General features: G+C 39.7%; 20 protein-coding genes and 1 other RNA gene. 1 reads left to right on the plus strand and 20 read right to left on the minus strand.

Annotation, left to right across the window (positions count from 1 at the left end; all coding sequences use genetic code 11):
- Positions 1-3 precede the first annotated feature (3 nt).
- From M3182_RS05030 to M3182_RS05040, 3 genes are all read right to left on the minus strand, one after another.
- Positions 4-1371: a sensor histidine kinase gene (locus tag M3182_RS05030; RefSeq protein ID WP_251432481.1), complete on the minus strand. Its 1368-nt coding sequence runs from the start codon at positions 1369-1371 to the stop codon at positions 4-6.
- Complete coding sequence (locus tag M3182_RS05035; protein WP_251432486.1) at positions 1368-2069, minus strand: response regulator transcription factor; 702 nt, start codon at positions 2067-2069, stop codon at positions 1368-1370. The genes M3182_RS05030 and M3182_RS05035 overlap by 4 nt, the downstream gene beginning before the upstream one ends.
- Before the next feature lie 933 nt (positions 2070-3002).
- Complete coding sequence (locus M3182_RS05040; protein ID WP_251426203.1) at positions 3003-4250, minus strand: YeeE/YedE family protein; 1248 nt, start codon at positions 4248-4250, stop codon at positions 3003-3005.
- A 413-nt stretch (positions 4251-4663) separates the two neighbouring features.
- On the opposite strand from M3182_RS05040, the gene M3182_RS05045 reads away from it, so the two are divergent.
- Positions 4664-5902, plus strand: coding sequence for an MDR family MFS transporter (locus M3182_RS05045; protein WP_251557210.1), 1239 nt, complete (start codon positions 4664-4666; stop codon positions 5900-5902).
- A gap of 57 nt (positions 5903-5959) precedes the next feature.
- On the opposite strand, the gene M3182_RS05050 is transcribed toward M3182_RS05045, so the two are convergent.
- From M3182_RS05050 to rpoN, 17 genes are all read right to left on the minus strand, one after another.
- On the minus strand, positions 5960-6961 hold the full coding sequence (locus tag M3182_RS05050) for a DUF418 domain-containing protein (protein WP_251557212.1): 1002 nt from the start codon (positions 6959-6961) through the stop codon (positions 5960-5962).
- A 305-nt stretch (positions 6962-7266) separates the two neighbouring features.
- Positions 7267-7530, minus strand: a complete 264-nt coding sequence (locus tag M3182_RS05055; protein WP_251426206.1) for a DUF1450 domain-containing protein — start codon at positions 7528-7530, stop codon at positions 7267-7269.
- Positions 7531-7706: 176 nt separating this feature from the next.
- Entirely contained in the window at positions 7707-8684 is a 978-nt protein-coding gene (locus tag M3182_RS05060; protein ID WP_251426207.1) for a ring-cleaving dioxygenase, read from the minus strand.
- A gap of 127 nt (positions 8685-8811) precedes the next feature.
- Positions 8812-9006 carry a YbxH family protein gene (locus tag M3182_RS05065; RefSeq protein WP_251426208.1) on the minus strand — a complete coding sequence of 65 codons (195 nt, stop codon included), beginning with the start codon at positions 9004-9006 and terminating at the stop codon, positions 8812-8814.
- A gap of 621 nt (positions 9007-9627) precedes the next feature.
- Positions 9628-9964: a transfer-messenger RNA gene (ssrA, locus tag M3182_RS05070) on the minus strand.
- 162 nt (positions 9965-10126) lie between these two features.
- Positions 10127-10594, minus strand: a complete 468-nt coding sequence (gene smpB, locus M3182_RS05075) for an SsrA-binding protein SmpB (protein ID WP_251426210.1) — start codon at positions 10592-10594, stop codon at positions 10127-10129.
- A gap of 113 nt (positions 10595-10707) precedes the next feature.
- A complete protein-coding gene (gene rnr, locus M3182_RS05080; RefSeq protein WP_251426211.1) occupies positions 10708-13044 on the minus strand; it encodes a ribonuclease R in 2337 nt (778 codons plus the stop codon).
- A 249-nt stretch (positions 13045-13293) separates the two neighbouring features.
- Complete coding sequence (locus M3182_RS05085; protein WP_251557214.1) at positions 13294-14040, minus strand: alpha/beta hydrolase; 747 nt, start codon at positions 14038-14040, stop codon at positions 13294-13296.
- 317 nt (positions 14041-14357) lie between these two features.
- Positions 14358-14591: a preprotein translocase subunit SecG gene (gene secG, locus M3182_RS05090; RefSeq protein ID WP_251426213.1), complete on the minus strand. Its 234-nt coding sequence runs from the start codon at positions 14589-14591 to the stop codon at positions 14358-14360.
- 593 nt (positions 14592-15184) lie between these two features.
- Positions 15185-16483, minus strand: a complete 1299-nt coding sequence (gene eno / locus M3182_RS05095; RefSeq protein ID WP_251426214.1) for a phosphopyruvate hydratase — start codon at positions 16481-16483, stop codon at positions 15185-15187.
- A gap of 61 nt (positions 16484-16544) precedes the next feature.
- Entirely contained in the window at positions 16545-18083 is a 1539-nt protein-coding gene (gene gpmI, locus M3182_RS05100; protein ID WP_251426215.1) for a 2,3-bisphosphoglycerate-independent phosphoglycerate mutase, read from the minus strand.
- A complete protein-coding gene (gene tpiA, locus M3182_RS05105) occupies positions 18080-18835 on the minus strand; it encodes a triose-phosphate isomerase (RefSeq protein WP_251426216.1) in 756 nt (251 codons plus the stop codon). Before tpiA ends, gpmI begins: the two co-directional genes overlap by 4 nt.
- A 168-nt stretch (positions 18836-19003) precedes the next feature.
- Positions 19004-20188, minus strand: a complete 1185-nt coding sequence (locus M3182_RS05110; protein ID WP_251426217.1) for a phosphoglycerate kinase — start codon at positions 20186-20188, stop codon at positions 19004-19006.
- A gap of 208 nt (positions 20189-20396) precedes the next feature.
- Positions 20397-21404, minus strand: a complete 1008-nt coding sequence (gap, locus tag M3182_RS05115) for a type I glyceraldehyde-3-phosphate dehydrogenase (RefSeq protein ID WP_251426218.1) — start codon at positions 21402-21404, stop codon at positions 20397-20399.
- A gap of 119 nt (positions 21405-21523) precedes the next feature.
- On the minus strand, positions 21524-22546 hold the full coding sequence (locus M3182_RS05120; RefSeq protein WP_251426219.1) for a sugar-binding transcriptional regulator: 1023 nt from the start codon (positions 22544-22546) through the stop codon (positions 21524-21526).
- Between the two features lie 126 nt (positions 22547-22672).
- Positions 22673-22933, minus strand: coding sequence for a glutaredoxin family protein (locus tag M3182_RS05125; protein WP_349774417.1), 261 nt, complete (start codon positions 22931-22933; stop codon positions 22673-22675).
- A gap of 30 nt (positions 22934-22963) precedes the next feature.
- Entirely contained in the window at positions 22964-24337 is a 1374-nt protein-coding gene (gene rpoN, locus M3182_RS05130; protein ID WP_251557221.1) for an RNA polymerase factor sigma-54, read from the minus strand.
- Between the last annotated feature and the right edge of the window lie 29 nt (positions 24338-24366).

Genomic DNA, 24366 nt, shown 5'->3' on the forward strand with positions numbered 1-24366 from the left:
AAATTAATGAGAATTAGAAGGTGGAAAAGTGATTTTGGCCGTTGTCCCAAGTCCTTCTACGCTTTCTAATCGAATTTGCACACCTAGGACATCTGCGATTTCTTTTGCTAACGATAAACCTAAACCAAAGCCTCCCGTTTTTCGTGAGCGAGCTTTGTCTACCCGATAAAATCGATCAAATACTTTCTCTAAATCCTCTCTCGGAATGCCAATGCCACGGTCAACGACCTCTACAATGGCTCCTTGATCACTTTTAGCAACTCTAACAGTAATCTTTTCTTCACTTTCACTATACTTCCGCGCATTGTCCATGAATATAAAAAACAACTGCTTGAATTTTTGCAAATCTGCTATCACAACAATTTCATCTTCTTGTACAAAATCAATTTCACGATTATAGGCTTTTTGGAAAGAGCGAACAGATTCTTCTACAATTCGGTTTAATTGCAACTCTTTTACCTCTAGTAGCCATTTATCTTCATTACGAGCTAATAACAGCAATTGCTGAGTTAAATCCTTCATCCGAATCGCCTCTGAATGAATCGCTTGTACAGACTCATCAAAAAGCTCTGGTTGGTCTTTCCCTCTTCTTTTTAACAAAGAAGCATAAGACTCAATTACTGTAAGCGGTGTTTTTAGTTCGTGCGAGGCGTTCGAGATAAACTGTCCTTGTTTCTCATAATTAACCTCTAAAAGCTCAATCATGTTGTTAAACGTATCACCCATTTGATATAATTCATCTTTTGACTTTTTTGGTAACGGAATTTGTTTGAATTTGCCGCTCTCTTTTATGTCTTTCATCGTCGCAATCATCGAGGTGATTGGTCTGGTGATAAAATTACTGAGAAACCATGATGAGACGAACACTGGTATCATGGCCAAGATTGTAACAATCATAAGAACCGAACGCAAAGTGTTTAACATGTTATCCGTCGATTTTAGACTTTCTGTCACTTGTAACCCGACTACATCCCCTTCACGGGAGATCATCGGAATTGACACAAAAGCGTATGGAATCCCGTTATGTTCGATAATGCTTTGAATCTCTTTTTGATGATAATTTACTGGTAAATCGTCTTTGAGACTTTTTTGACCTGGTGATACCGAAGTTCCTGCTGGATTTCCATCATCACGAACAATTTGCAACATTCCATTTAGCGGAACATACGCCAATAGAAGATCCTCCATTGGTACGGAAGGATCGACCTTTTGAATACCATTTACAGCCTGCTTTGCTTCAGCAACCGTCCGTTCCAGGTCGCTATTTAGCATCAATTTGCTAAACGAGAAGTAAATCGAAATATTAATGATAATCAATAAACAAATAAACAAAACCGACGTGTATAGATTGATTTTATTTCGAAGTTTCATTTTGACTCTTTCAGCACATAGCCGACTCCTCTTACAGTATGAATCAATGGAGAACCACCGAAAGGCTTGTCAATTTTATTGCGCAAATAACGGATGTATACATCGACCACGTTTGTATCGCCATAATAATCGTAGCCCCATACATGATTAAGTAATTGTTCCCGCTTTAACACTTGTCGAGAATGGCTCATTAAAAAGGCCAATAGATCAAATTCACGTGGAGTTAATTCAATGCTCGTTTCTTCACGTAAAACTTCGCGAGTCACTTCATTCAGCTTTAAATCACCCACGACCAACCAGTCCTGATGAACCTCTTCTACAGCTGGCTTTTTGTGAAAGCGAAGGCTAGCCCGAATTCTCGCAAGCAACTCTTCAATTTGGAACGGTTTCGTCACATAATCATTGGCACCAAGATCTAGGCCAGAAACTTTATCTTCAACAGAATCTTTCGCTGTAAGCATAATCACTGCTGTGTGCGGATCATTGGCCCGAATTCTCCGCAACAATTCAATTCCACTAATTCCAGGTAACATCACATCAAGTAAAATGAGGTCCCATGACTCTTTCTGAACCATTTGAAATCCTTCTAATCCATCTAGGGCCTTTTGAACCTCATAACCTTCATACGTCAATTCCAGCTCTAAAACACGAGCAATTTTTTCCTCATCTTCAACAACTAAAATTTTCGGCTTGTCCATGATACCCTCACGATCTTAAAGTTTTTTACTTTAATCTTATCACAAGTTGTCTTTTTACACTGATTATATGCTGAGTAATGGAACATACATTTGAAATTTAAAAATCCAATTGAGGTTAGAAACTCATATTACGAAAATTAAAATGCTAATGTGAAAATAAAAAGGGGATTGGTGTACTCGTAAGAGATGGAAATAGAAATGTGGAGTATAAATAGAGACCTTATTTATGTTAATAGAAGGTTCTAAAGTGAAAATAGAATCAGGTTTTATGATAATAGAACACCTAATTACATTAATAGAAACCTGAACTGTAAATAGAACACCTATTTAGGTTAATTGAATGTCCAAAAGTGATAATAGATTCAGGTTTTATGATAATAGAACACCTAATTACATTAATAGAAACCTGAACTGTAAATAGAAAACCTATTTAGGTTAATTGAATGTCCAAAAGTGATAATAGATTCAGGTTTTATGATAATAGAACACCTAATTACATTAATAGAAACCTGAACTGTAAATAGAACACCTATTTAGGTTAAATGAATGTCCAAAAGTGATAATAGATTCAGGTTTTATGATAATAGAACACCTAATTACGTTAATAGAAACCTGAACTGTAAATAGAAAACCTATTTAGGTTAATTGAATGTCCAAAAGTGATAATAGAATCAGGTTTTATGATAATAGAACACCTAATTACGTTAATAGAAACCTGAACTGTAAATAGAAAACCTATTTAGGTTAATTGAATGTCCAAAAGTGATAATAGATTGTGCGTTTAGAATAATAGAAGGGGTAAATATGAAAATTGAAGCGCCTAGAAATGAAAAAAACTCCTCGTTACATACATAAAGGACTATCGTTAAACGATAGTCCTAAAGAAAAGGCTGATTTTCACAACGAAAATCAGCCACCTCTTCTAGTACTTTTTTAACAAATCGAATCTTTAGGATTTGGATTTTTCAAACCGAATAACGGACGAATGAACAAGGCAACAAATGTTCCGAGCATCGCCATTACTCCCCAGATCCAACCGTGAATGCTGAAAGAAGCAATTCCGCTGAAGTATGCACCAATATTACATCCAAATGCTAAACGGGCACCATACCCCATCATTAAACCACCGATAATCGCCGCTCCAGCAACACCTGGCTTAATTTTACCTGGTTTAAATGTTCCTTGTGCAGCAGCAGAAAGGAACGCACCTAGAATAATTCCAAAGTTCATTACACTTGTTCCGTCCATTAACACTGAATTTGTCAACTTATCAGCAGAACCAGCAAAGTATCCCCAACTTGAAACATCGACACCCATTGCCATCATCGCTTTTCCGCCCCAAAGGGTGAAGCCAGAAGTAATTCCCCATGGACTTCCTTTAACAGCTAGCGTTAATGCATTTAACAGCGCAAGAACAATCGCTGCACCAAACAATGGCCATGAACCACGTAAGATCTTTTTCCATCCTTTTGTTGTAGCCAATGGCTTCATCATTGGAGGATTTTTCTTTTTAGCAATGATTACACAAACCCAATAGATAATAGCAAAGACGAGCAACTGAACAACCCATGCCCCAAAATAACCTAAACCTGTTGACTCAGCAAGTGAAACAGCGGGTAACGAAGGCATATCTTCCATCCAGAAAGTAAAGTGGTAAGCACCCAAAACAGATCCTGCAATAAAAGCAATCAAGGTTAAGATCATCGACGACGATCCACCGCCTACATTATAAAGCGTTCCAGACGCACAACCATTTCCTAGCTGCATCCCAATTCCGAAAATGAAAGCACCGACAAAGACACTTACTCCAATCGGATTTACGTTTCCTGATGGAGTAGCACCAGTAAAGCTAAAGCCGGTACTTAAAATGATAGCAAACAAGGTTGAAGCAACCGCAAGCATCAGCATATGAGCTTGCAATCCTTGAACATTCCCGACCGACACAAGACGTCTAAATGCAGAAGTAAAACCGAAGCGTGCATATAGTAATGTTGCGCCAAGGGCGATTCCAATTAGATATAAAGTTCCTTGTGTCCATCCGGCAACATTGACAATGCTAATATATAAAATAATGGCAATAATCGTCCCAATAGCTACGTGTGGCTTTTGCATCGGGCTCAATTCGGTAACTACCGTTGTAGATCTTCCATTCCAATTTGTTGCTAATGATGTTTGTGCCAATTTCTTCACCTCAATATTCTCATAAGTATAGTTGGAATTAACTTTTATTATATTATCCTAATAAAACCAACTTGTAAACTATGAAAAATAGGACTTTGTTGGAAATAACTGAGTACTCAGTACCCTTTGTAAGGAAAGTTAATTATTGGCACTTGTGATTCACAACTTATGGTGGTATATTTATAGAGCGATGAGCTGAGTTGGATAAGTCGACAGACACTCCTTTATGGAAATGCACGATGTGGCGTGCAGTCTGTCGCCCCAATACGCAAAGCCGCCTGCTATGCAGGCGGCTTTTTTATTTTACTTACTTTCGTTTTCGCATTGTCGGAACTTGTAGAATAATACATCTATTCGAGTTTTATCCTTTTCGTTATAATAGAGTGACTAATCTGAAGGCAGGTTCTACTCTTATGAGAATTAGAGATTTGCATCCGAATATTAAAATTAGGCTTGTAACTGATTTCTTTATTACCCTTACACAGATGGCGATTTTTCCTTTTATGGCAATTTATTTCAGTAGCCATTTAGGGGCTGCTTTAGCAGGGATTTTATTAATGGCCAATGTGATTGTTTCGATTCTTGCCGGGCTGCTATCAGGTTATCTCTCTGATCATCTAGGCAGAAAGAAAATTATTGTGATCGCTGAAGTCATTCAAGTTGCCTCATTATTAGTCATGACCTTGGCCAATTCACCACTATTAACCTCCGTTTGGTTAACTTATATCATGTTCTTATTTAGCAACGTCAGCTCTAGTATTATTGGTCCTGTTGTCAATGCAATGATCGTTGATGTGAGCACGGAAAAAGAACGTACCTTTATTTACGGAATTGGATATTGGCTTGGGAATATTTCGATTGCTGCCGGGGCCGCATTAGGAGGTCTCCTATTCGAGGAACACCGTTTTATTTTATTTGGCTTATTTTTACTCGTAAGCGTTGCATCCCTTATCATCATGATCTTTTTCATTGAGGAGTCACTTCATATTCCTAGTTCAGGGAAATCAAGCCCAAAACTAAATTTTTCCCAAAACTATGGGAAGGTGTTGCAAGACCGACGATTCATGTTATTTACGCTTGCCACTATCCTTGTCATGTCACTTGAGTTTCAGCTAGATAAATACATAGCAGTTCGATTAAAAGACGAATTTCATGCAAGTTTGTTTAACTTTGAAATAACAGGAATACGGATGTTTAGTATCATTATGTTAATCAACACGATTGTTATTGTCTTACTCACGCTTCAAGTTTCAAAATGGTTAAGCCAATTTGATAAAAAGAAGGTCCTAACTATTGGAATTGTTGTTTATACGCTTAGCTTTAGTATTCTTAGCATGAGCAATTCCTTTTTAATCATTGTCATCATGGCTTTTTTATTTACATTAGGTGAGTTGATCTATTCTCCTGTAAAACAAACCGTTCTTGCAGGCATAATCGATGATCAATCTCGTGCCTCCTATATGGCGGTTGATAGTCTTTCTTATAATGTTGCTATGCTTCTAGGAAGTCTCGGTTTAACTTTAGGAGCCATTGTCCCTCCAAATGGAATGGCTGTCCTCTACTTATGCTTAGGATTAGCTGGAATGCTTTGCTACCGAGCGGCAATCAAACAAACAGGTACAACCAATAAGCAAGCTGATGTGTCAATCTAGACCCAAAACAAAAGCTCTCTTCCTCCTATAAATCGAGGAAAAGAGCTTTTTAAATAGTTATTTACGCTTGAGCAATGGTGGCACTTCCAGATAAGTGAACATCCTCCAGACCCACTCTAACGGCCCAAAGTGAAAAAACCGCAGCCATATAATGCTGTAGAGTAATTGGATTAGGTAAATAACCAAACAAATAAAGAGCGACTGCAAATAATGGATTTGTCCGGAAAGATTCAACCCATAACCAACAATCATGATAAACACTGTTTGCATTAAATAATTCGTCAAAGCCATACGTCCGTAGGCTTTTAATGGTGAAAAGAGTCTTTGGAAAAAGGAAGACTGTACTAGTAGGACATATGCCCCCACATAAAAACTGGATACAATCGGACCAACCATGAGTCCTATATAGTAAAACCAATACAAACTGTTTGATTCTTGGAAACCTTGTGTTGGAAGCAGCTGATTTTGATAAACCAAAGCTAGTACGCTTAAAATGAAGGCAATCATAGTAAACCAAATGATTTTTTTCTTTTTAGCAGAGATTTGTTCAAAAACACGGTACTGTCCAGCCGTTAGCCCCAGCAAAATCATTGGTAGTGGAAGCAGAACCTTCATCCCCACCAAACTAAACACAAAGAGCAAACCTAAACTAATAACGAGATTTAACTCTTTTTTCAATTTATAAAGTGGGAGAACCAATAATCCAAAGACAGCATAAATACTTAAGGCTTCTCCTGGGTGATACATTGAATGAATAAGTCCAAATAAAAACATTGCAAGCAGACGGCGTAAAAATAGGATATACCCATTATTTCCTTTAGCAATCGCTCGTGAAATAAACAGATAAAAACCGATGCCAAATAAAAAGGAGAAGATGGTAAAAAAGCGTCCCTCAATAAATAAGTAAAGGAATTTCCAATAATGCTCATCCATTGTCCCGGGGATAGGGGTGCGGGCAGAAAGAAGAAATACACTATTAATTAGGAGAATACCAAGAAGAGCGAACCCTCTTAAATAATCAAGCGTTTGAATTCGGTTGCTTCCTTCAATCGGGTTCATTTCTCAATTCCTTTCTTCCTTCTATTTACACACAGGTTCTATTTCCTATGATGCTATCTTTAGTAGGCTCTTTTCGTAAAAGGTTGTTGTTAAAATCCTAAAGCTGATTTTAACGCAGAATAAGCGATTTTGTTCGTTCATACTAAGTTTGCTGGTTCTTTTCTCCTGATTTAAAGTTACTTTCCAATGAAAACACAGCTGATTTTTATCATTTTATCTCTAAAAACAAAAAGGTTTGAGAAAAGAGCCTTAGTAAAAAACAGCCTTACTACAATAAGCATTCAAGGGGCTGTTTCGTTTCAATCTCAATTCCATTGTTTTAACTTGTCCAGCAATTGATTCATGTCATCGGCGGTAACAAAATCACCGTTCACAATCGCATATGGTGATTGATTGCATTTTTTACAATGACTTTGACATTCATATTCTTTATAGTTCACTTTTTTTTGGTTTAGAAAGTTTTGATAGTCAGCAAAATGTTCTTCCTTTAAAAAGCGATCAAGGTTTTTTTCACAAAATTCAACTTGAAGCTTCTTTTCTTTTGCAAAAAGCTTTGTTAAAAAGCCCACGATGTGTCCCCCTTCTACGAGGTTATAAATAAAAATCCAGACACTTTATCTGGGGTAATCTATCAATTTATTACCTATTACTATCATAATATGTCTCCAACATAACGCAAGGAAAAGAGCCTAAAAAGACATATGAAAAAAAGGACCTTAACTGAAATGTAAGGTCCTATCACTTGTTATTCTTTTTTAAAATCAATCGTACTTCTTACCGTATCAATTGGGCGAACCATACTCTCGATTTGTTCACGCTTTGATTCAAGGAACGGAGGTAAGGATAACTTCTCTCCTAGAGTTTCATAAGGCTCATCGCCCATGAATCCTGGACCATCTGTCGCAAATTCAAATAAAATTTGTGGAGCCACACGGCAATATAAAGAACCAAAGAAGAAGCGATCGACAAACCCAGACGTTTGAAAACCAAATCCTCTCATATGTTGATCCCAATCATTTAGAACCTCACGATCATCCACACGGAAGGCTGCATGATGAACAGTTCCATAACCTTGCTGCGCTGGTGGAAGCATCGTATTGTATTCCACAACCACTTGAGCACCATTTCCACCTTCGCCAACTTCAAATAAATGCAATGAACCTTCATGAGCAATTTCTTTAAACAAAAGAACTCTTTCCATCATTTCTTTAAAATATTCAAATTGAGCAATCCGTACATGAATCGGTCCTAATCCGGTGATCGCGAATTCAAGTGGAATCGGACCTTTTTGCCAAGGAGTTCCGGCCGCAACGCCTTTATTGTTTTCATCTGAAATTAATTGATATTGCTGGTCATCAAAGTCAACGAAGTTAAGAACCTTTTTACCAAACTGATCCTTAATCCCAGTATGCTTTACTTCTAAACGGTCAAACCGTTTTTCCCAATAATCTAATGCAGCATCACTCGGCACGCGAAACGCTGTTTTAAAAATTTCGTTCGTTCCATGGTGACCTTTAGGAATTCCAGGGAAATCAAAGAACGTCATATCTGTTCCAGCATTTCCTTCATCATCGGCGAAGAATAAATGATAAGTTCTGATATCATCTTGATTGACTGTCTTTTTTACTAAACGCATTCCAAGCACAAAGGTGAAGAATTCATAATTCTTTTCCGCACTGCTGGTTATCGCTGTTACATGGTGGATTCCTTTTAATCCCTTCATTAAAAAACCTCCATTTGTTTATCCGCTCTATTTTATATTTTAATATCTTCAAATTGAATATCTTTAATTCGAGATAAATATATCATGATTGGTTAGGAGATGTCAATAAAGTGATTTAGAAGGCGGATCAATCGATCCCTTTTAGTTCACAATACTGCTCAACCAATTGTTCAATCTGATCTAGTTCAGGGAACTTCCCTTGAAAATCAAACTTGATTTCCTCAACAAATTCGCCACGGTTGTATACATGAATAGCACCATTCTGTTCGATGACACTGTATTCCGGTTCAAAACGATAGCCGCTGCGTTCAATTGCACCCAAAGTTTTCGTCCTCCTTCACATTTATTATTTTTATTATTTGTGCGGTTCATATTCCTATACAAATAAAATCAATGGGAATTTGTATCAAAAACAAACATACGTTCCCTTTTGTGAATAATAATTATGAAAAGGTAACACCTAGAAACGGAAAATATAGCTCCGAGATGCTAAATAAAAAGCTAGAATTTGAGAAAGAATTTTTCCTTTTATAAATAACTGCTGTTTCAAAAAAACAGAATTCTGTTGAGAATTAACTCTTAACTCGACATGAATAATCCCTTCAATCTCAAAAAAAAGACCAGCTATTCGCTGGTCTTGTTATCCACCTTATGTATGGTGGAGACGGTGGGACGTGCACTTCCATGCTTTCGTCATGGCACTGACTATATCTTGAACCTGCGTTGGCAGGCCCTCTGGCGTCTTATGCGAATCATATATTTACCATAAAGGCAGGATGTCGCATCCTAGTACTACCATGTAGGCAGCCTATAAGTCGATACACGGCTGTTGGATTGCTCCACATACCGCTCGGCATTGCCTTATCGCCACATTATGCGACTTAGGTTTCACCGATAAAGCCAGATTTTCACTTGTATGTTGCCATACAAGGCGACTAATAACTAATCGAACCCACGTCCAGAAGCATCGCCACTTAAGCTTCTACGAGTGTAGTCGACATATTCGCGTTTCGCTGAGCCTTTTGCCTGCCGACAGGCGGCTGGTCAGCTAGTCTGGTTGTTCTCTTCCTTCTTCCTCAGACGGTGGAATCCGGCGTAGCCCACTAAGAGTGAGTCCGCTACCCTACCACATGGGCGATGGAGGGGCGAACCGCTAAAGTGCTATTAGGCAGCTAAAGCGAAGTTGTTGTTAGTTTTGCCAGTTATAGGCTTTGACGTTTTAACGAGGCCGATCCCCTCGACTCGCAACCTAAGCTCGAACTACCCCTGTCGAATCCGTAGCGTCCCCATATAATAAAAACAGACGTTAGGATGACTCGGTTTATGTTCCGAGCAAAAGCTGTTTGTCACTCGTGGTGACAAGACCTATTATAGCAATAACAGCCAAACGTTTCAACTGGTAATGATTATCCAGTTCTAGAAAAGCCTGCTATAAACTCGGATTACATCTTCTGGCGTTCACGGAATGCCCGTTCAATCTCACGTTTCGCTTCTTTCTTCTTCAGGTCTTCACGCTTATCGTATTTCTTTTTCCCACGTGCAAGTCCGAGCAAAACCTTAGCGTACCCATTTTTCAGATATACTTTCAATGGTACCAATGCATAACCTGTTTCTTTGGTTTCCCCAATCAACTGGTTAATCTCACGGCGATGGAGCAAAAGCTTGCGTTCACGTAGTGGATCATGATTATAACGGTTCCCTTGCTCATAGGGACTAACATGCATTCCATAGAGGAACACCTCGCCATTATGCACACGTGCATAAGAGTCTTTTAAATTCACACGACCAGCACGAATTGACTTGATTTCTGTACCCTGGAGAACAATTCCTGTCTCAAAGGTTTCTTCAACAAAATAATCATGGTAGGCTTTTTTATTCTGTGCTACCGTTTTGCCAGCACCTTTAGGCATAGCGTCTCCCCCTTTCTCCTCTTATTTTACCATAAAATGAAACAGTTGACTTTTAAGAGGGAAAGTCGTGTCCGACCTTAAATTAGGCCGGACACGGATAGATTGTTCCTCTATTAGCGTCGTTTAGGTTTGCGCTTAGCTTTTGGTGCATTCTCAAAGAATTTTCGCTTCTTCCGTTTTTTCTTTGCTCCTTCGCCCTGCTGCGCTTTGCCTTTATCTGTACTGCCTTCTGTTTTACCTTTACGAGGTTTGCGTTCACTACTTCCAGTTTTAAACACTCTTGGTGTCTCACTGCGCTCACGACGTGTCCCTTTCATGCCAACGATTTCAAAATCGATGGAACGCTCATCTTTATTTACATTCACGACACGTACGGTAATTTCGTCTCCGATTCGGAAGACATTCCCTGTTCGTTCACCAATCATCGCATAATGACGTTCATCGAAGCGGTAATAGTCGTCGGTCATATAGCTCACATGAACAAGACCTTCAATCGTATTTGGCAACTCGACAAACATTCCAAAATTCGTGACAGAGCTGATGATTCCATCATACTCAACACCGATTTTATCTTCCATATACTCAGCTTTTTTCAGCTCGTCAGTTTCCCGTTCGGCTTCAACTGCCCGACGCTCCATATCGGAGGAGTGTTTCGCGATTTCTGGAAGGTCTGCTCCCCATTTGTCTCGCGTAGCTTGGTCCATCTTTCCTTCAATCAGGTAAGTTCGAATCAAACGGTGAACAATCGTATCTGGATAACGACGAATTGGCGAAGTAAAATGCGTATAGAACTCTGTTGATAGGCCATAGTGTCCTAAGCTTTCTTCATAATACTTAGCTTTCTGCATCGAGCGAAGCATCACAGTTGAAACAACCATTTCTTCCGGTTTCCCTTGAACGGCTTCAATGATTTCCTGTAAAGCACGCGGGTGAACCGCATTAGCTGTCCCCTTCACGATATATCCAAAGTTAGTAATAAACTCAAAAAACTTACGGAGCTTATCTTCTTTCGGATCTTCGTGGATACGATAAATAAACGGAACCTCTAACCAATGGAAATGTTCAGCAACCGTTTCGTTAGCTGCCAACATAAACTCTTCGATTAAACGCTCTGCAACGGAACGTTCTCGTAAAACAACATCTGAAGGATGTCCGTTTTCATCCACAAGTACTTTGGATTCTTTAAAATCAAAATCAATTGCACCACGCGTCATCCGCTTATTACGGAGAATCGCGGCCAACTCTTCCATCATTTCAAACATTGGCACAAGAGATTCGTATCGTTTCCGTGTATCCTCATCCTTGTCTACTAAAATCAGATTGACATCATGATAAGTCATACGTTCCGTTGTTTTAATCACACTTTGGAAAATCTCATGATCAACCACTTCACCATCCGGTGAGATTTCCATTGTACAACTTAACGTCAATCGATTTACCTTTGGATTTAATGAACAGATTCCATTGGATAGGCGGTGAGGAATCATTGGAATCACTCGATCAACTAAATACACACTAGTTGCGCGTTCAGATGCTTCACGGTCGATTGGTGATCCTTCTTCAACATAATAACTTACATCCGCAATATGAACACCTAGCTTATAATTTCCATTTCCGAGCTTCGTGACAGTTACCGCATCATCCAAGTCTTTCGCATCTGCTCCATCGATCGTGACAATCACTTCGTCACGAAGATCGCGTCGGTTTGCAAGTTCACTTTCATCAATTTCATCCGGTGTCTCATTGGCTTGTTGCAAAACTTCCTCTGGAAACTCCATCGGCAAGCCGTGTTTATGGATAATCGATAAAATATCGACACCCGGGTCATTTTTATGCCCTAAAATCGAGACAACTTCGCCTTCAGCTGATTTACGGCCTTCTGGATAACTAGTGAGATTCACAACAACCTTGTGACCTTCGACCGCTCCACCAGATGATTCTTTTGGGATAAAAATATCACTAGCAAACTTCTTATCATCCGGGATGACGAAACCAAAATGTCTACTTTCCGTATATGTACCAACAATCTGCTGAACACCACGTTCAACTATCCGAACAATCGTCCCCTCCCGACGCTGCCCAGAACTCTCCGCTGAAACTCGTGCTAAGACGATATCTCCATGCATCGCATTATTGGTTTCATTTGGTGGAATAAAAATATCATCCATTCCAGGCTCTTCGGGGATGACAAAGGCAAATCCTTTAGAATGCCCTGTTAACTTTCCACGAACAAGATTCATTTTTTCTGGTAACCCGTAACGATTGCTTCGGGTCCGTACAACTAGTCCTCTTTCCTCCATGACGACTAATGCTTTTACAAAGTCTTTAAATGTCGCCGAATCTTCAATCCCAAAAGCTTGCTCGAGCTCTTGGACTGTCAGAGGTTTATAGGCTTCATCCTTCATATAATGAAGGAGACGGTCAATATGACCTTGAATAGTCTCTTCCATATGTAAAATCCCTCCTTTTATTCTCGTCTTTCATTAGGCTCTTTTCTCAAACCTTGTTGCTTTTCACAACAAGTACACTGAATATGCTTGGTTATTCAAGTAAATCGACATCTTTTATGAGAAAAGAGCTTGCAGACTAATCTTAAACATACAAATGGCTGGCTACTATTTCGTTAAAATCGTCTTTAGGATTTCAACAACAATCTTTCAGCCTTCATATATGTTTAGTTGTCTCATTTATACCTATATTTATTCTTTCCAACTTAGGCTCTCAAGAAACGCATAAACGTCCTCATGTAGCTGGTCCTTCTCCTTATCAAATGTGATTACATGTCCTGATTCTTCGTACCACTTTATTTCTTTACGCACGGACTCTACTTCATTATAAATGATATTGGCACTATCCGGGTTAATCATATGATCATGACGACCTTGGACAACAAATGTTGGTGCATAAACCATGTCCACATTATTTCGAACTTCGGAAATGACCTCTTGGACCCCTTTTAAGGTTTTCATTGGTGTTTTTTCAAACTCTCCCATTTCGGCAGCAATTTGCTCATCTGTTTTTCCTTCAAGCTTCTTGTATTCGCGGGCATAATGTAAAACGCCCTTATACATGACCTCTTCACTCTTGATGTACATTGGCGCACACATTGGGACAACCCCCATCACAGGTACTGTATACCCTAATTTTAAGGAAAATACACCACCAATGGATAAACCAACTACCGCGATTTCGTCATATCCCTCATTTTTTAAATAATCATATGCATTGGTCACATCTTGCCACCAATCCTCAGGCCCGGTATGAACAAGTTCTTCTGGTGGTACCCCATGACCTTTGTAAATCGGCGCATGGCATGTATACCCCTTATCATGGAGGAATCGTCCCATCATGCGTACATCCGCCGAATTCCCTGTAAAACCATGCAGCATAAGCACAGCTCTTTTCCCAGCTTTAAATGTAAATGGTTTTGGCACTAGCTTTTTCATAAAAATTACTCCCTCTACTAAAAGATGATCATCAATGATGCATTTCGTATTTAATCAAACGTTTGATTAACAACTATATAATTAGTAAAAAATTTTGCAATCCCTATTAGTTTTAACAAACCTGCTAACAACATTCCAGAGAAAAGCCCTGCGATGAAGAAAAGCGGATGCAGCTTTTTTGCAATTAGAATCAACTAAAGAGTGGCCTACAACCCGAGTAGAAGTTTGCTGCTGGAGCTGGACCATTCACTAAGTAGTACTTTTGTATGCCTAAAAAAACCCAGCCTCTTGATGAGACTGGGTTTACTAGTTCGTTTTTAAATATCAAAGTAAGTAACTAAAATGGAAAGAACGAAGAACAAGACAGCCAAAACAATCGTAATTCGATGTAGGACTAAATCAATACCTCGTGCTTTTTGCTTACCAAACAATGTTTCAGCACCGCCGGAAATTGCACCAGAAAGACCTGCACTTTTACTAGATTGAAGAAGAACCACCGCAATTAACGCTAGACAATCAATAACCAATAAAACAATTAAAAATGTATGCATGAAGCAACCTCCTGAGAAACCTACGTATAACAATAGTATAAATTTATCATATTTTCGAGCTTGAAACAATACTTGTCTAATCGATATTCTGAACTTTCAATCCAAATTCGCTTTTCGGGAATGATTGATTTTTTCTATTGTTACCTACTTCGCTTCACTTTTGTTTTTTGGGAACGATAGATTTTCCATCGTTACCATTTTGTCCTCAGCCTTAGCTCTTTGGGCACGATAGAATTCTTATCGTTACCATTTTGTCCTCACCCTTGGCTCTTTGGGCACGATAGAGCTTCTATCGTTACCATTTTGTCCTCAGCCTTAGCTCTTTGGGCACGATAGAATTCTTATCGTTACCATTTCGTCCTCAACCTTGACGCTTCGGGCACGATAGAATTCTTATCGTTACTCTTTGTCCTCAACCTTGACGCTTCGGACACGATAGAAATTTCTTGCATTCCCTTTTTCCTACTCAAAACCTTTTCCGGGAACGCTAGGACCCTCTGCTCTGTCATCCTCCCAAGCATGAGACTATAAACTTGACACCACCATACAAAAAACGCCGGCAGTAAAAAACCGCCAGCGTCCATCAAACAAGATTACTTCTTAAGGTTGTAGAAAGATTTGATTCCGTTGAACTGTGCTGTTTCACCAAGTTGATCTTCGATGCGAAGAAGTTGGTTGTATTTTGCAACACGGTCTGTACGAGAAGGTGCACCAGTCTTAATTTGACCAGCATTTGTAGCAACAGCGATATCAGCGATTGTTGAATCTTCTGTTTCACCAGAACGGTGAGAGATAACCGCAGTGTAACCTGCACGCTTCGCCATTTCGATTGCATCAAATGTCTCAGTTAAAGTACCGATTTGGTTTACTTTAATTAGGATTGAGTTTCCAACACCTTGCTCAATACCTTGAGACAATTTCTTTGTATTTGTAACGAATAGGTCGTCACCAACTAACTGAACTTTTCCGCCAAGGCGCTCTGTTAATAACTTATGGCCTTCCCAGTCGTTTTCATCAAGTCCATCTTCGATTGAGATGATTGGGTACTTGTTGCACATTTCCTCGTACCAATCTACCATTTCTGCAGATGTTTTCACAACACCTTCTCCAGCTAAATGGTATTTGCCGTCTTCTTTGTTGAAGAACTCAGAAGATGCAGCATCCATTGCAAGACGTACTTGTTCACCTGGCTTGTAACCAGCTTTTTCGATTGCTGTAACAATTGTTTGAAGTGCTTCTTCATTTGAACCAAGGTTTGGAGCGAAACCACCTTCGTCACCTACAGCTGTATTTAAGCCTTTTTCTTTTAATACAGATTTTAGGCTGTGGAAGATTTCTGCTCCCATGCGAAGTGCTTCACGGAAGTTTTCTGCACCAACAGGCATAACCATGAATTCTTGAATATCAACGTTGTTATCCGCATGCTCCCCACCGTTAACGATGTTCATCATTGGAACTGGAAGTTGCTTAGAGTTGAATCCACCAAGGTATTGGTATAATGGCATATCTAGGTAATCTGCTGCTGCACGAGCAACTGCCATAGAAACACCAAGGATTGCGTTCGCACCTAATTTTCCTTTGTTTTCCGTTCCATCAAGCTCGATCAAAGCTTGGTCAACTGCTACTTGATCAAGAACGTTGAACTCCTCGCCAACTAAAGCTGGAGCGATGATTTCATTTACGTTTTCTACTGCTTTTAAAACACCTTTTCCAAGGTAACGGCTTTTGTCGCCATCACGAAGTTCTACTGCTTCGTATTCACCAGTAGAAGCACCACTTGGAACTAGCGCGCGTCCGAACGCACCAGACTCAGTGTAAACTTCAACCTCAACTGTAGGGTTCCCGCGGGAATCAAGGACTTCACGTGCATATACATCAGTAATAAATGGCATGTTATTCTCTCCTTATTGTCTATTTACCGAAGATCGGTCTAAATGATTTTTATAAAACTACTTACTTTTTAATTAATGATTTTCCAGTCATTTCTTCCGGTTGTTCTACTTGAAGTAAATCAAGCATTGTTGGCGCTAAATCACCAAGAATTCCGCCTTCACGAAGCTCGACACCTGATTTTGTGACAATCACTGGCACTGGGTTTGTCGTATGTGCAGTCATAGGGTTTCCTTCCAAAGTTACTACTTCATCAGCATTCCCATGATCAGCAGTAATGATTGCCGTACCACCCTTAGAGACGATTAAATCAACGATTTTACCAAGACATTCATCGACGGTTTCAATCGCTTTAATCGTTGGCTCTAGCATACCAGAGTGACCAACCATGTCAGGGTTAGCGAAGTTTAAGAGAATCGCATCGTGTTTGTCGGCTTCAATTTCTTTAATCAACGCATCGGTTAATTCGTAAGCACTCATCTCAGGTTTTAAATCGTAAGTTGCAACTTTTGGTGAGTTAATCAAAAGTCTTGTTTCACCAGGAAACTCTTTTTCACGACCGCCGCTCATAAAGAACGTTACGTGAGGATATTTCTCTGTTTCTGCAATACGAAGTTGTGTCATGTTATTTTGCGAAAGAACTTCCCCTAGAGTATTATCTAGGTTTGTTGGTTTAAAAGCAACATAACCATCAACTGTTTCACTAAAATGCGTTAAACATACAAAATTTAAGTTCTCTGGATGCTTCGGTCCGCGATCAAATGAACGGAAATCCTTGTTTGTAAAAGTGTTCGAGATCTGGATTGCACGGTCAGGACGGAAATTATAGAAAATTACTGCATCGTCATTTTGAACGGTAGCAACTGGAGTTCCATCTTCTTTTGTAATGACAGATGGCAACACGAATTCATCATAAATTCCATTCTTGTAGCTATCCTCAATGACTTCTAAAGGATCTGTGTACGAAGGGCCTTCACCATAAACCATTGAACGGTAAGATTTCTCCACACGCTCCCAGCGCTTGTCACGGTCCATAGAATAGTATCGCCCAGAAATCGTTGCAAATTCACCGACACCAATTTCTTTCATTTTCTCAAGGGTTTGCTTTACATAACCTGTAGCTGTTTGCGGACCAACGTCACGTCCATCTAGGAAAGCATGAACATACACTTTTTCTACACCTTGATCTGCTGCCAATTTTAAAAGGGCAAACATATGCTCAATATGGCTATGTACTCCACCATCTGATAGTAAACCAAAGAGGTGAAGACTTGTCCCTTTTTCTTTTACATGCTTAATTGCATTTAGGAAAGTTTCGTTCTGTTCGAACTCCCCTTCACGAATCGAGATATTCACTCTTGTCAAGCTTTGGTACACAATACGTCCAGCACCAATGTTTAAATGACCTACTTCAGAGTTTCCCATTTGCCCTTCAGGAAGACCTACTGCCTCTCCACTCGCCGTTAATTGCGCATGTGGATAGGTATTCCAAAATCGATCAAAGTTTGGTTTATTGGCTTGAGCAACCGCATTTCCCTTTTCTTCGCCTCTGCAGGCAAAACCATCAAGAATGATTAACGCTGTTGGAGATGTCTTACTCATTGCCCTGCCTCCAATAATTGTAAGAAGGAATCTGTCTCAAGACTTGCTCCACCAACTAATGCTCCATCGATATCCGGCTGAGACATGTACTCTTTGATGTTCGCTGGCTTAACGCTTCCACCATATTGGATACGCACAGCTTCTGCCACTTCAGGTGAAAATTGTTCTGCAACAACTTTACGAATATAAGCACATACTTCATTGGCATCTTCTGCAGTTGAAGATTTGCCTGTTCCAATTGCCCAAATTGGCTCATAAGCAATAACCGTTTGTTTAGCTTGCTCTTCTGTTAGCCCTTCAAGTGCTTTTTTCACTTGTGTACCGACGAGCTCATTCGTTTCACCGTTTTCACGTTGTTCAAGTGTTTCACCACAGCAAACGATTGGTACTAAGTTGTATTTAAAAGCAGCAAGAGTCTTTTTATTCACACTTTCATCTGTTTCATTAAACATTTCACGGCGCTCAGAATGTCCAATGATCACATAGTTTACACCAATATCTTCTAATGCTTTCGGGCTAACTTCACCAGTAAAAGCACCACTTTCTTCGAAATGCATATTTTGCGCACCTATTTTTAAATCATGGTTATTTGCTGCTTCAACAAGTTGACCTAAAAATAATGCCGGTGCGCACACTACAGATTCTACTTTATCTGCGGATGGAACAAGTCCGTTTACATCCTCAATAAATTTTTTCGCTTCAGACAGTGTTTTATGCATTTTCCAGTTTCCTGCAATAATTGGTTTTCGCAAGACCGGCACTTCCTTTCAAAACATTTTTATTTAGAGGATTCCTATCAATCTGTGGATCCTAGCTTAGTTTCAAATGAACCTAGTTGCACTCTTCAGAACCATGTTCCGAACTGTTCGCAGGGTTCTGAATGGTTCAGAACCCCCTTACGAACCGTTTTCCTAGAAGGTTTATTTGTCGTTTAAAGCGACAACACCAGGGAGAGCCTTACCTTCCATAAACTCAAGAGAAGCACCACCGCCAGTTGAAATATGGCTCATCTTGTCAGCAAGATTGAACTTTTCAACAGCCGCCGCAGAATCTCCCCCACCAATGACTGAATATGTATCAGAAGAATCAGCAAGTGCTTGAGCAACAGCCTTTGTACCGTTAGCAAATACATTTAATTCGAATACACCCATTGGTCCGTTCCAGATCACTAGCTTTGAATTCTTAATCACATCACTATATAGTTCTCTCGTTTTAGGACCTATATCAAGTGCTTCCCAGTCAGCTGGAATTTCTTCAATTGCAACAGCCTTTGTATTTGCTTCCTCAGAGAAGTCATCTGCAACAATGACATCTACAGGCATATAGAAGTTAACTCCTTTTTCTTTCGCTTTCGCAACAAAAGAGTTAGCAAGATCCATTTTATCTTCTTCTAATAGAGACTTTCCAATTTCATGTCCTTGAGCCTTAACAAATGTATAAGCAAGACCGCCACCAATAATGAGGTTATCTACTTTATCTAGGAGATTCTCAATGACGCCGATTTTGTCTTTTACTTTCGCACCACCGACAATCGCTGTGAACGGACGCTCTGGATTTGAAAGTGCTTTTCCTAATACATCAAGCTCTTTCTCCATAAGAAGGCCAGAAACAGCCGGTATATGATGGGCAATTCCTTCAGTTGAAGCATGCGCACGGTGAGCTGCACCGAAAGCATCATTTACATAAACATCCGCTAGCTCAGCAAATGCTTTAGCTAATTCAGCATCATTTTTTTCTTCTCCAGGATAAAAACGAACGTTTTCAAGTAGAAGGACGTCGCCATCATTCATTGTAGAGATTTCTGCTTTAACAGAATCTCCATAAGCTTCATCTGTTTTCTTCACTTCTTTACCTAGTAGCTCAGATAAGCGTGTAGCCACTGGAGTTAAGCGCAATTCTTCAACGACCTGTCCTTTTGGACGACCAAGGTGACTAGCCAAAATGACTTTAGCTCCCTGTTCGCTTAAGTATTGAATCGTTGGCAATGCAGCACGAATTCTTGTTTCATCCGTTACCTGTCCATCTTTCATTGGAACATTGAAATCCACACGGCAAAAAACTCGTTTCCCTTTTACATCAATATCTTTAACAGATTTTTTGTTCAAGGCAGAAACCTCCTAATTGGTTTTAAGAAAAGCGCAAGCCCTGTTAGCAAGCGATCATAATATTCGCCAAACTCTCGAGCTATCGGTTCTCAAATTTTCCTATCTAAAAATGAAGGGAGAGGGGACTGGTCCCCACTCCCTACACCCCACTAAATTATAGACAATCTGGATGGTTCCATCCAAGTGTCCTGTGGCTATTATCTAAAAATTAAAGACCTTTTTGTGCAAGGTAGTCAACTAGGTCTACAACGCGGTGAGAGTAACCTGATTCGTTATCGTACCAAGAAATTACTTTTACCATGTTGCCTTCCATTACCATTGTAGAAAGAGCATCAATAGTAGAAGAATTTGGGTTACCGTTGTAGTCACCAGATACTAGTGGCTCTTCACTGTAACCAAGAATTCCTTTTAGTTCGCCTTCAGCTGCTTCTTTAAGAGCTGCATTGATATCTTCAGCAGTTACTTCTTTATCAAGTTCAGCAACAAGGTCTACTAGAGAAACGTTTGGAGTTGGAACACGAACCGCTCCACCGTTCAGTTTACCTTTTAGTTCAGGCAATACAAGCGCTACCGCTTTTGCTGCACCAGTTGTTGTTGGAATCATGTTTTCTGCTGCTGCACGTGCACGACGATAGTCTTTATGTGGCAAGTCAAGGATTTGTTGGTCATTTGTGTAAGAGTGGATTGTTGTCATCATACCACGCTTAATGCCAAACTTATCATTTAAAACTTTTGCAAACGGCGCTAAGCAGTTTGTTGTACAAGAAGCGTTAGAAATTACATGATGGTTAGCTGGGTCATATTGCTCATGGTTAACACCCATAACAATTGTAATATCTTCTTCGTTTGCAGGTGCAGAGATGATAACTTTCTTCGCGCCACCTTCTAAGTGTTTCGCAGCGTCTGCACGCTTTGTGAAACGACCAGTAGATTCAACAACAACCTCTGCTCCTAGTTCGCCCCAAGCGATTTGTGCTGGATCTCTTTCAGCTGTAACTTTTACGCGTTGTCCAGCTACTACTAAGTATTCACCGTCAACAGATACTTCTTCTTGAAGTGTTCCATGAACGGAATCATATTTTAAAAGATGCGCAAGCATATTTGCATCTGTTAAGTCGTTTACTGCTACTACTTCAACGTTAGGGTTTTTTAGCGCTGCACGGAATACGTTACGTCCAATGCGTCCAAATCCGTTAATACCAATTTTTACTGCCATGAGTATTTCCTCCTTTAAGTTCGTAAAGCTAATATTTTCCCCCGCTTAAAGCGAGAATTATATATATTAAAGGCCTTTCCTGGAAACTCAGATAAATTGACCTGAATCCAGTCAAGCTTTTAGCCTTTAACTAATGATTTTGCAGCCCCTTCATCCGTTATCAAAATGGTTGACGGTGGAGCTTGCCTCATATAGGCTTTGATGGCTTTGGCTTTCGATGCCCCACCCGCAACAGCAATCACATGCTCAGCGGTTCGTAAGTCATCAAGTTGTAAGCCGATTGTTTGAACTTTATAAACAATCTCACCGGCCTCGTTAAAATAATAGCCAAATGCTTCACCAACAGCTTTCCCCTCCGTGATTTGTTTCATTACCTCGGGAGAAGTGTTGCGGCGTTTCGCCATTGTGATAGCATCTCCAATACCATGCAAAACTATGTTGGCAGATTTAATAAGATTGAGCATTTCAGAAATCAGCGGTTCTCTGATGAATGACTCGTAGATCTCGTTGCTTACCTGGTCGGGTACATAGAACATCCGATGATGAGAATTTGTTCTAGCTGCCATAATGGCACTCACCGTGTTGGCTTGGCTATTGGCATCTTGTCCAATCCCACCTCTTGCCGGAACAAATAGTAGATTCTTTTCACCTAATTCAGAAGGAAGCATTTCCGCAACAGCAGCCATTGTTGTACCGCCCGTTACTGCAATGATATTGTCTGCTTTAAGCCGATTTTTCATGCAGGTAGCACAAGCTTTCCCAAGTTCTCTTTTTACCCAAGGGGACTGATCACTATCTCCTGGGACAATATAGACTTGAGAAACCCCTAGTTTTGCGCGGAGCTCTTTTTGTAAAGAGCTAATCCCTGAAACCTCATGCATGATGTTATCAAGACTTTCCAGTATATCTTTTCCTTCTTTCGTTAAGCTCATTCCCTGAGTGGACATCTGAATTAAATTTTGTTCTTTTAAAAATTCCACTTCACTCCGCAGCACTCTTTCTGTAAAGCCTAGGCTGCCAGCTAAGTTTCTCCGACCAACAGGTTGCATTGTAAATATGTATTTCAAAATCGAATACCGTTTATGCATAATATCAACGAGATCAGGTAATATTCTCTTTTGAATATCTAGCAATGATTGCATGTGGTTTTTTTCTCCTTCAAACTAGAGTGGGCGTTTTACGTCCCGCAGTGACATATTATGTCCCACTTGTTCCAAAAAAAATCACCCCTGATTTCTATTTCATTTTAACAGGAGTGTGAGGGTAGTTCAACTAATAAAACCTACGTTTTTTCTTGAAAACGCTTCAACTATGGAGTTTTTATGAATTATCCCTGCCGCGACTTCTTCGCCCTTGATTTCAATAACTGGGATCGTAATACCGTATTTTTCAATTAAAACATCATCTTGATCAATATCTACTTCAATAATTTCAAAATCCCATTGATGTTGAAGTTCCTCTAGTAAACTCTTTGCCTCTTCACATAAATGGCATCGTTGCCTCATATAAAGTTTGACAGTTGTTTGCACCTTTATCTTCACTTCTTTCTATGTCGGCTTTTATTCAAAGCGTCTTCGTTTTGAAGATGCTTGAATTCCAAGTTGTTCACGATACTTTGCAACAGTCCTTCTAGAAATTCGAATGCCTGAACGATCTTCCAGCATTTTGACAATATCTTGATCCGATAATGGCTTCTGTTTATTTTCATTTTTAATTAACCGCTCAATTGCCTGTTTCGCATGCGTAGAAGAAGTCTGGTCTTGCTCAGTTGTTTGAATTGAACTTGAAAATAAATTTCTCATTTCATAAGTACCGGTTGGTGTTTGAATATATTTTTCTCTTACAGCTCGACTCACCGTCGATTCATGAATTTCAAGCTCCTCGGCAATTTCCTTCATTGTCATCGGTTTTAAAAAAGACGGTCCTTGCAGGAAAAACTCCGATTGCTTTTCGACAATTTTAAGCGCGACCTTCATTAATGTTTCTCGACGTTGTTCTAAGCTTTTATAAATCCACTGATAGTCCGCTTGTTTTTCCTGAAGAAAACGACTTACCTCTCGGTCTTTATAAGCGGACAACTCACGGTAATAAGACTCATTAAACGTAACTTTTGGTATTGTATCATCAAACAGACTTACTGTTAATTGACCATTCTCTGTTTTTATAATCACATCTGGAACCACATAGGCAGCTTTTTCATTCTGATAAGCCGCTCCTGGACGTGGATTCAGCGTTTGAACAAAATCATATGCTTGTTGAATTTCTTTTAAATCGAGCTTTAAAAGCTTCGCAATTGTTTTCCACTTTTTCTCTGCAAATAGAATAAAATGTTCGCTTAAAATCGTTTTCAGCAATTGCTCTGGCGAACGACTGCTATCTTCTTCGGTAGCATCTTTTTTTAAAGTAAGTGCTATCTCTACCTGTAAAAGCAAACATTCTTGAAGGTTACGCGCAGCAACCCCAGCTGGTTCAAATCCTTGGAGAATCTTTAAGCAATTTTCCGCCTCTGCAATCGCTATTCCAAACTTTTCGCTAACAACATCCAGGTCTACCCCTAAGTAACCGTTTACATCAATAGCCTCAATAAAATAGTGAACTACTCTCAATTCGTTATTCGTCAACGGCGTATCTGTGAGCTGAAGCAACAAATAATCTTGAATGGATCCAGTTGTTTCAGGAATATGTTCAATCCAGTTTTTATCATCATGATCACCAGATGACATCTTAGGACTTTTCCGACCACGACTAACTTCACTTAGCGATCTAGTATGTTTCGGTTCCACTTGTAAAAGAGGGTTCTCGATTGCTTTTTCCTCCAAGAACGTAGCAAGCTCCTGAGCCGAGTATTGTAACAATGCAATGGCTTGTGTTAATTCCTGTGTCATCGCCAATTTCATTGTTTGTTTTTGCCACAAACCAGGCTTTAAGTCCATTCCAATCCCTCCCTTTCCTCATTTTACAT

Source organism: Mesobacillus maritimus, assembly GCF_023715205.1.
In the GTDB taxonomy this organism is placed as follows: domain Bacteria; phylum Bacillota; class Bacilli; order Bacillales; family Cytobacillaceae; genus Mesobacillus_B; species Mesobacillus_B maritimus_C.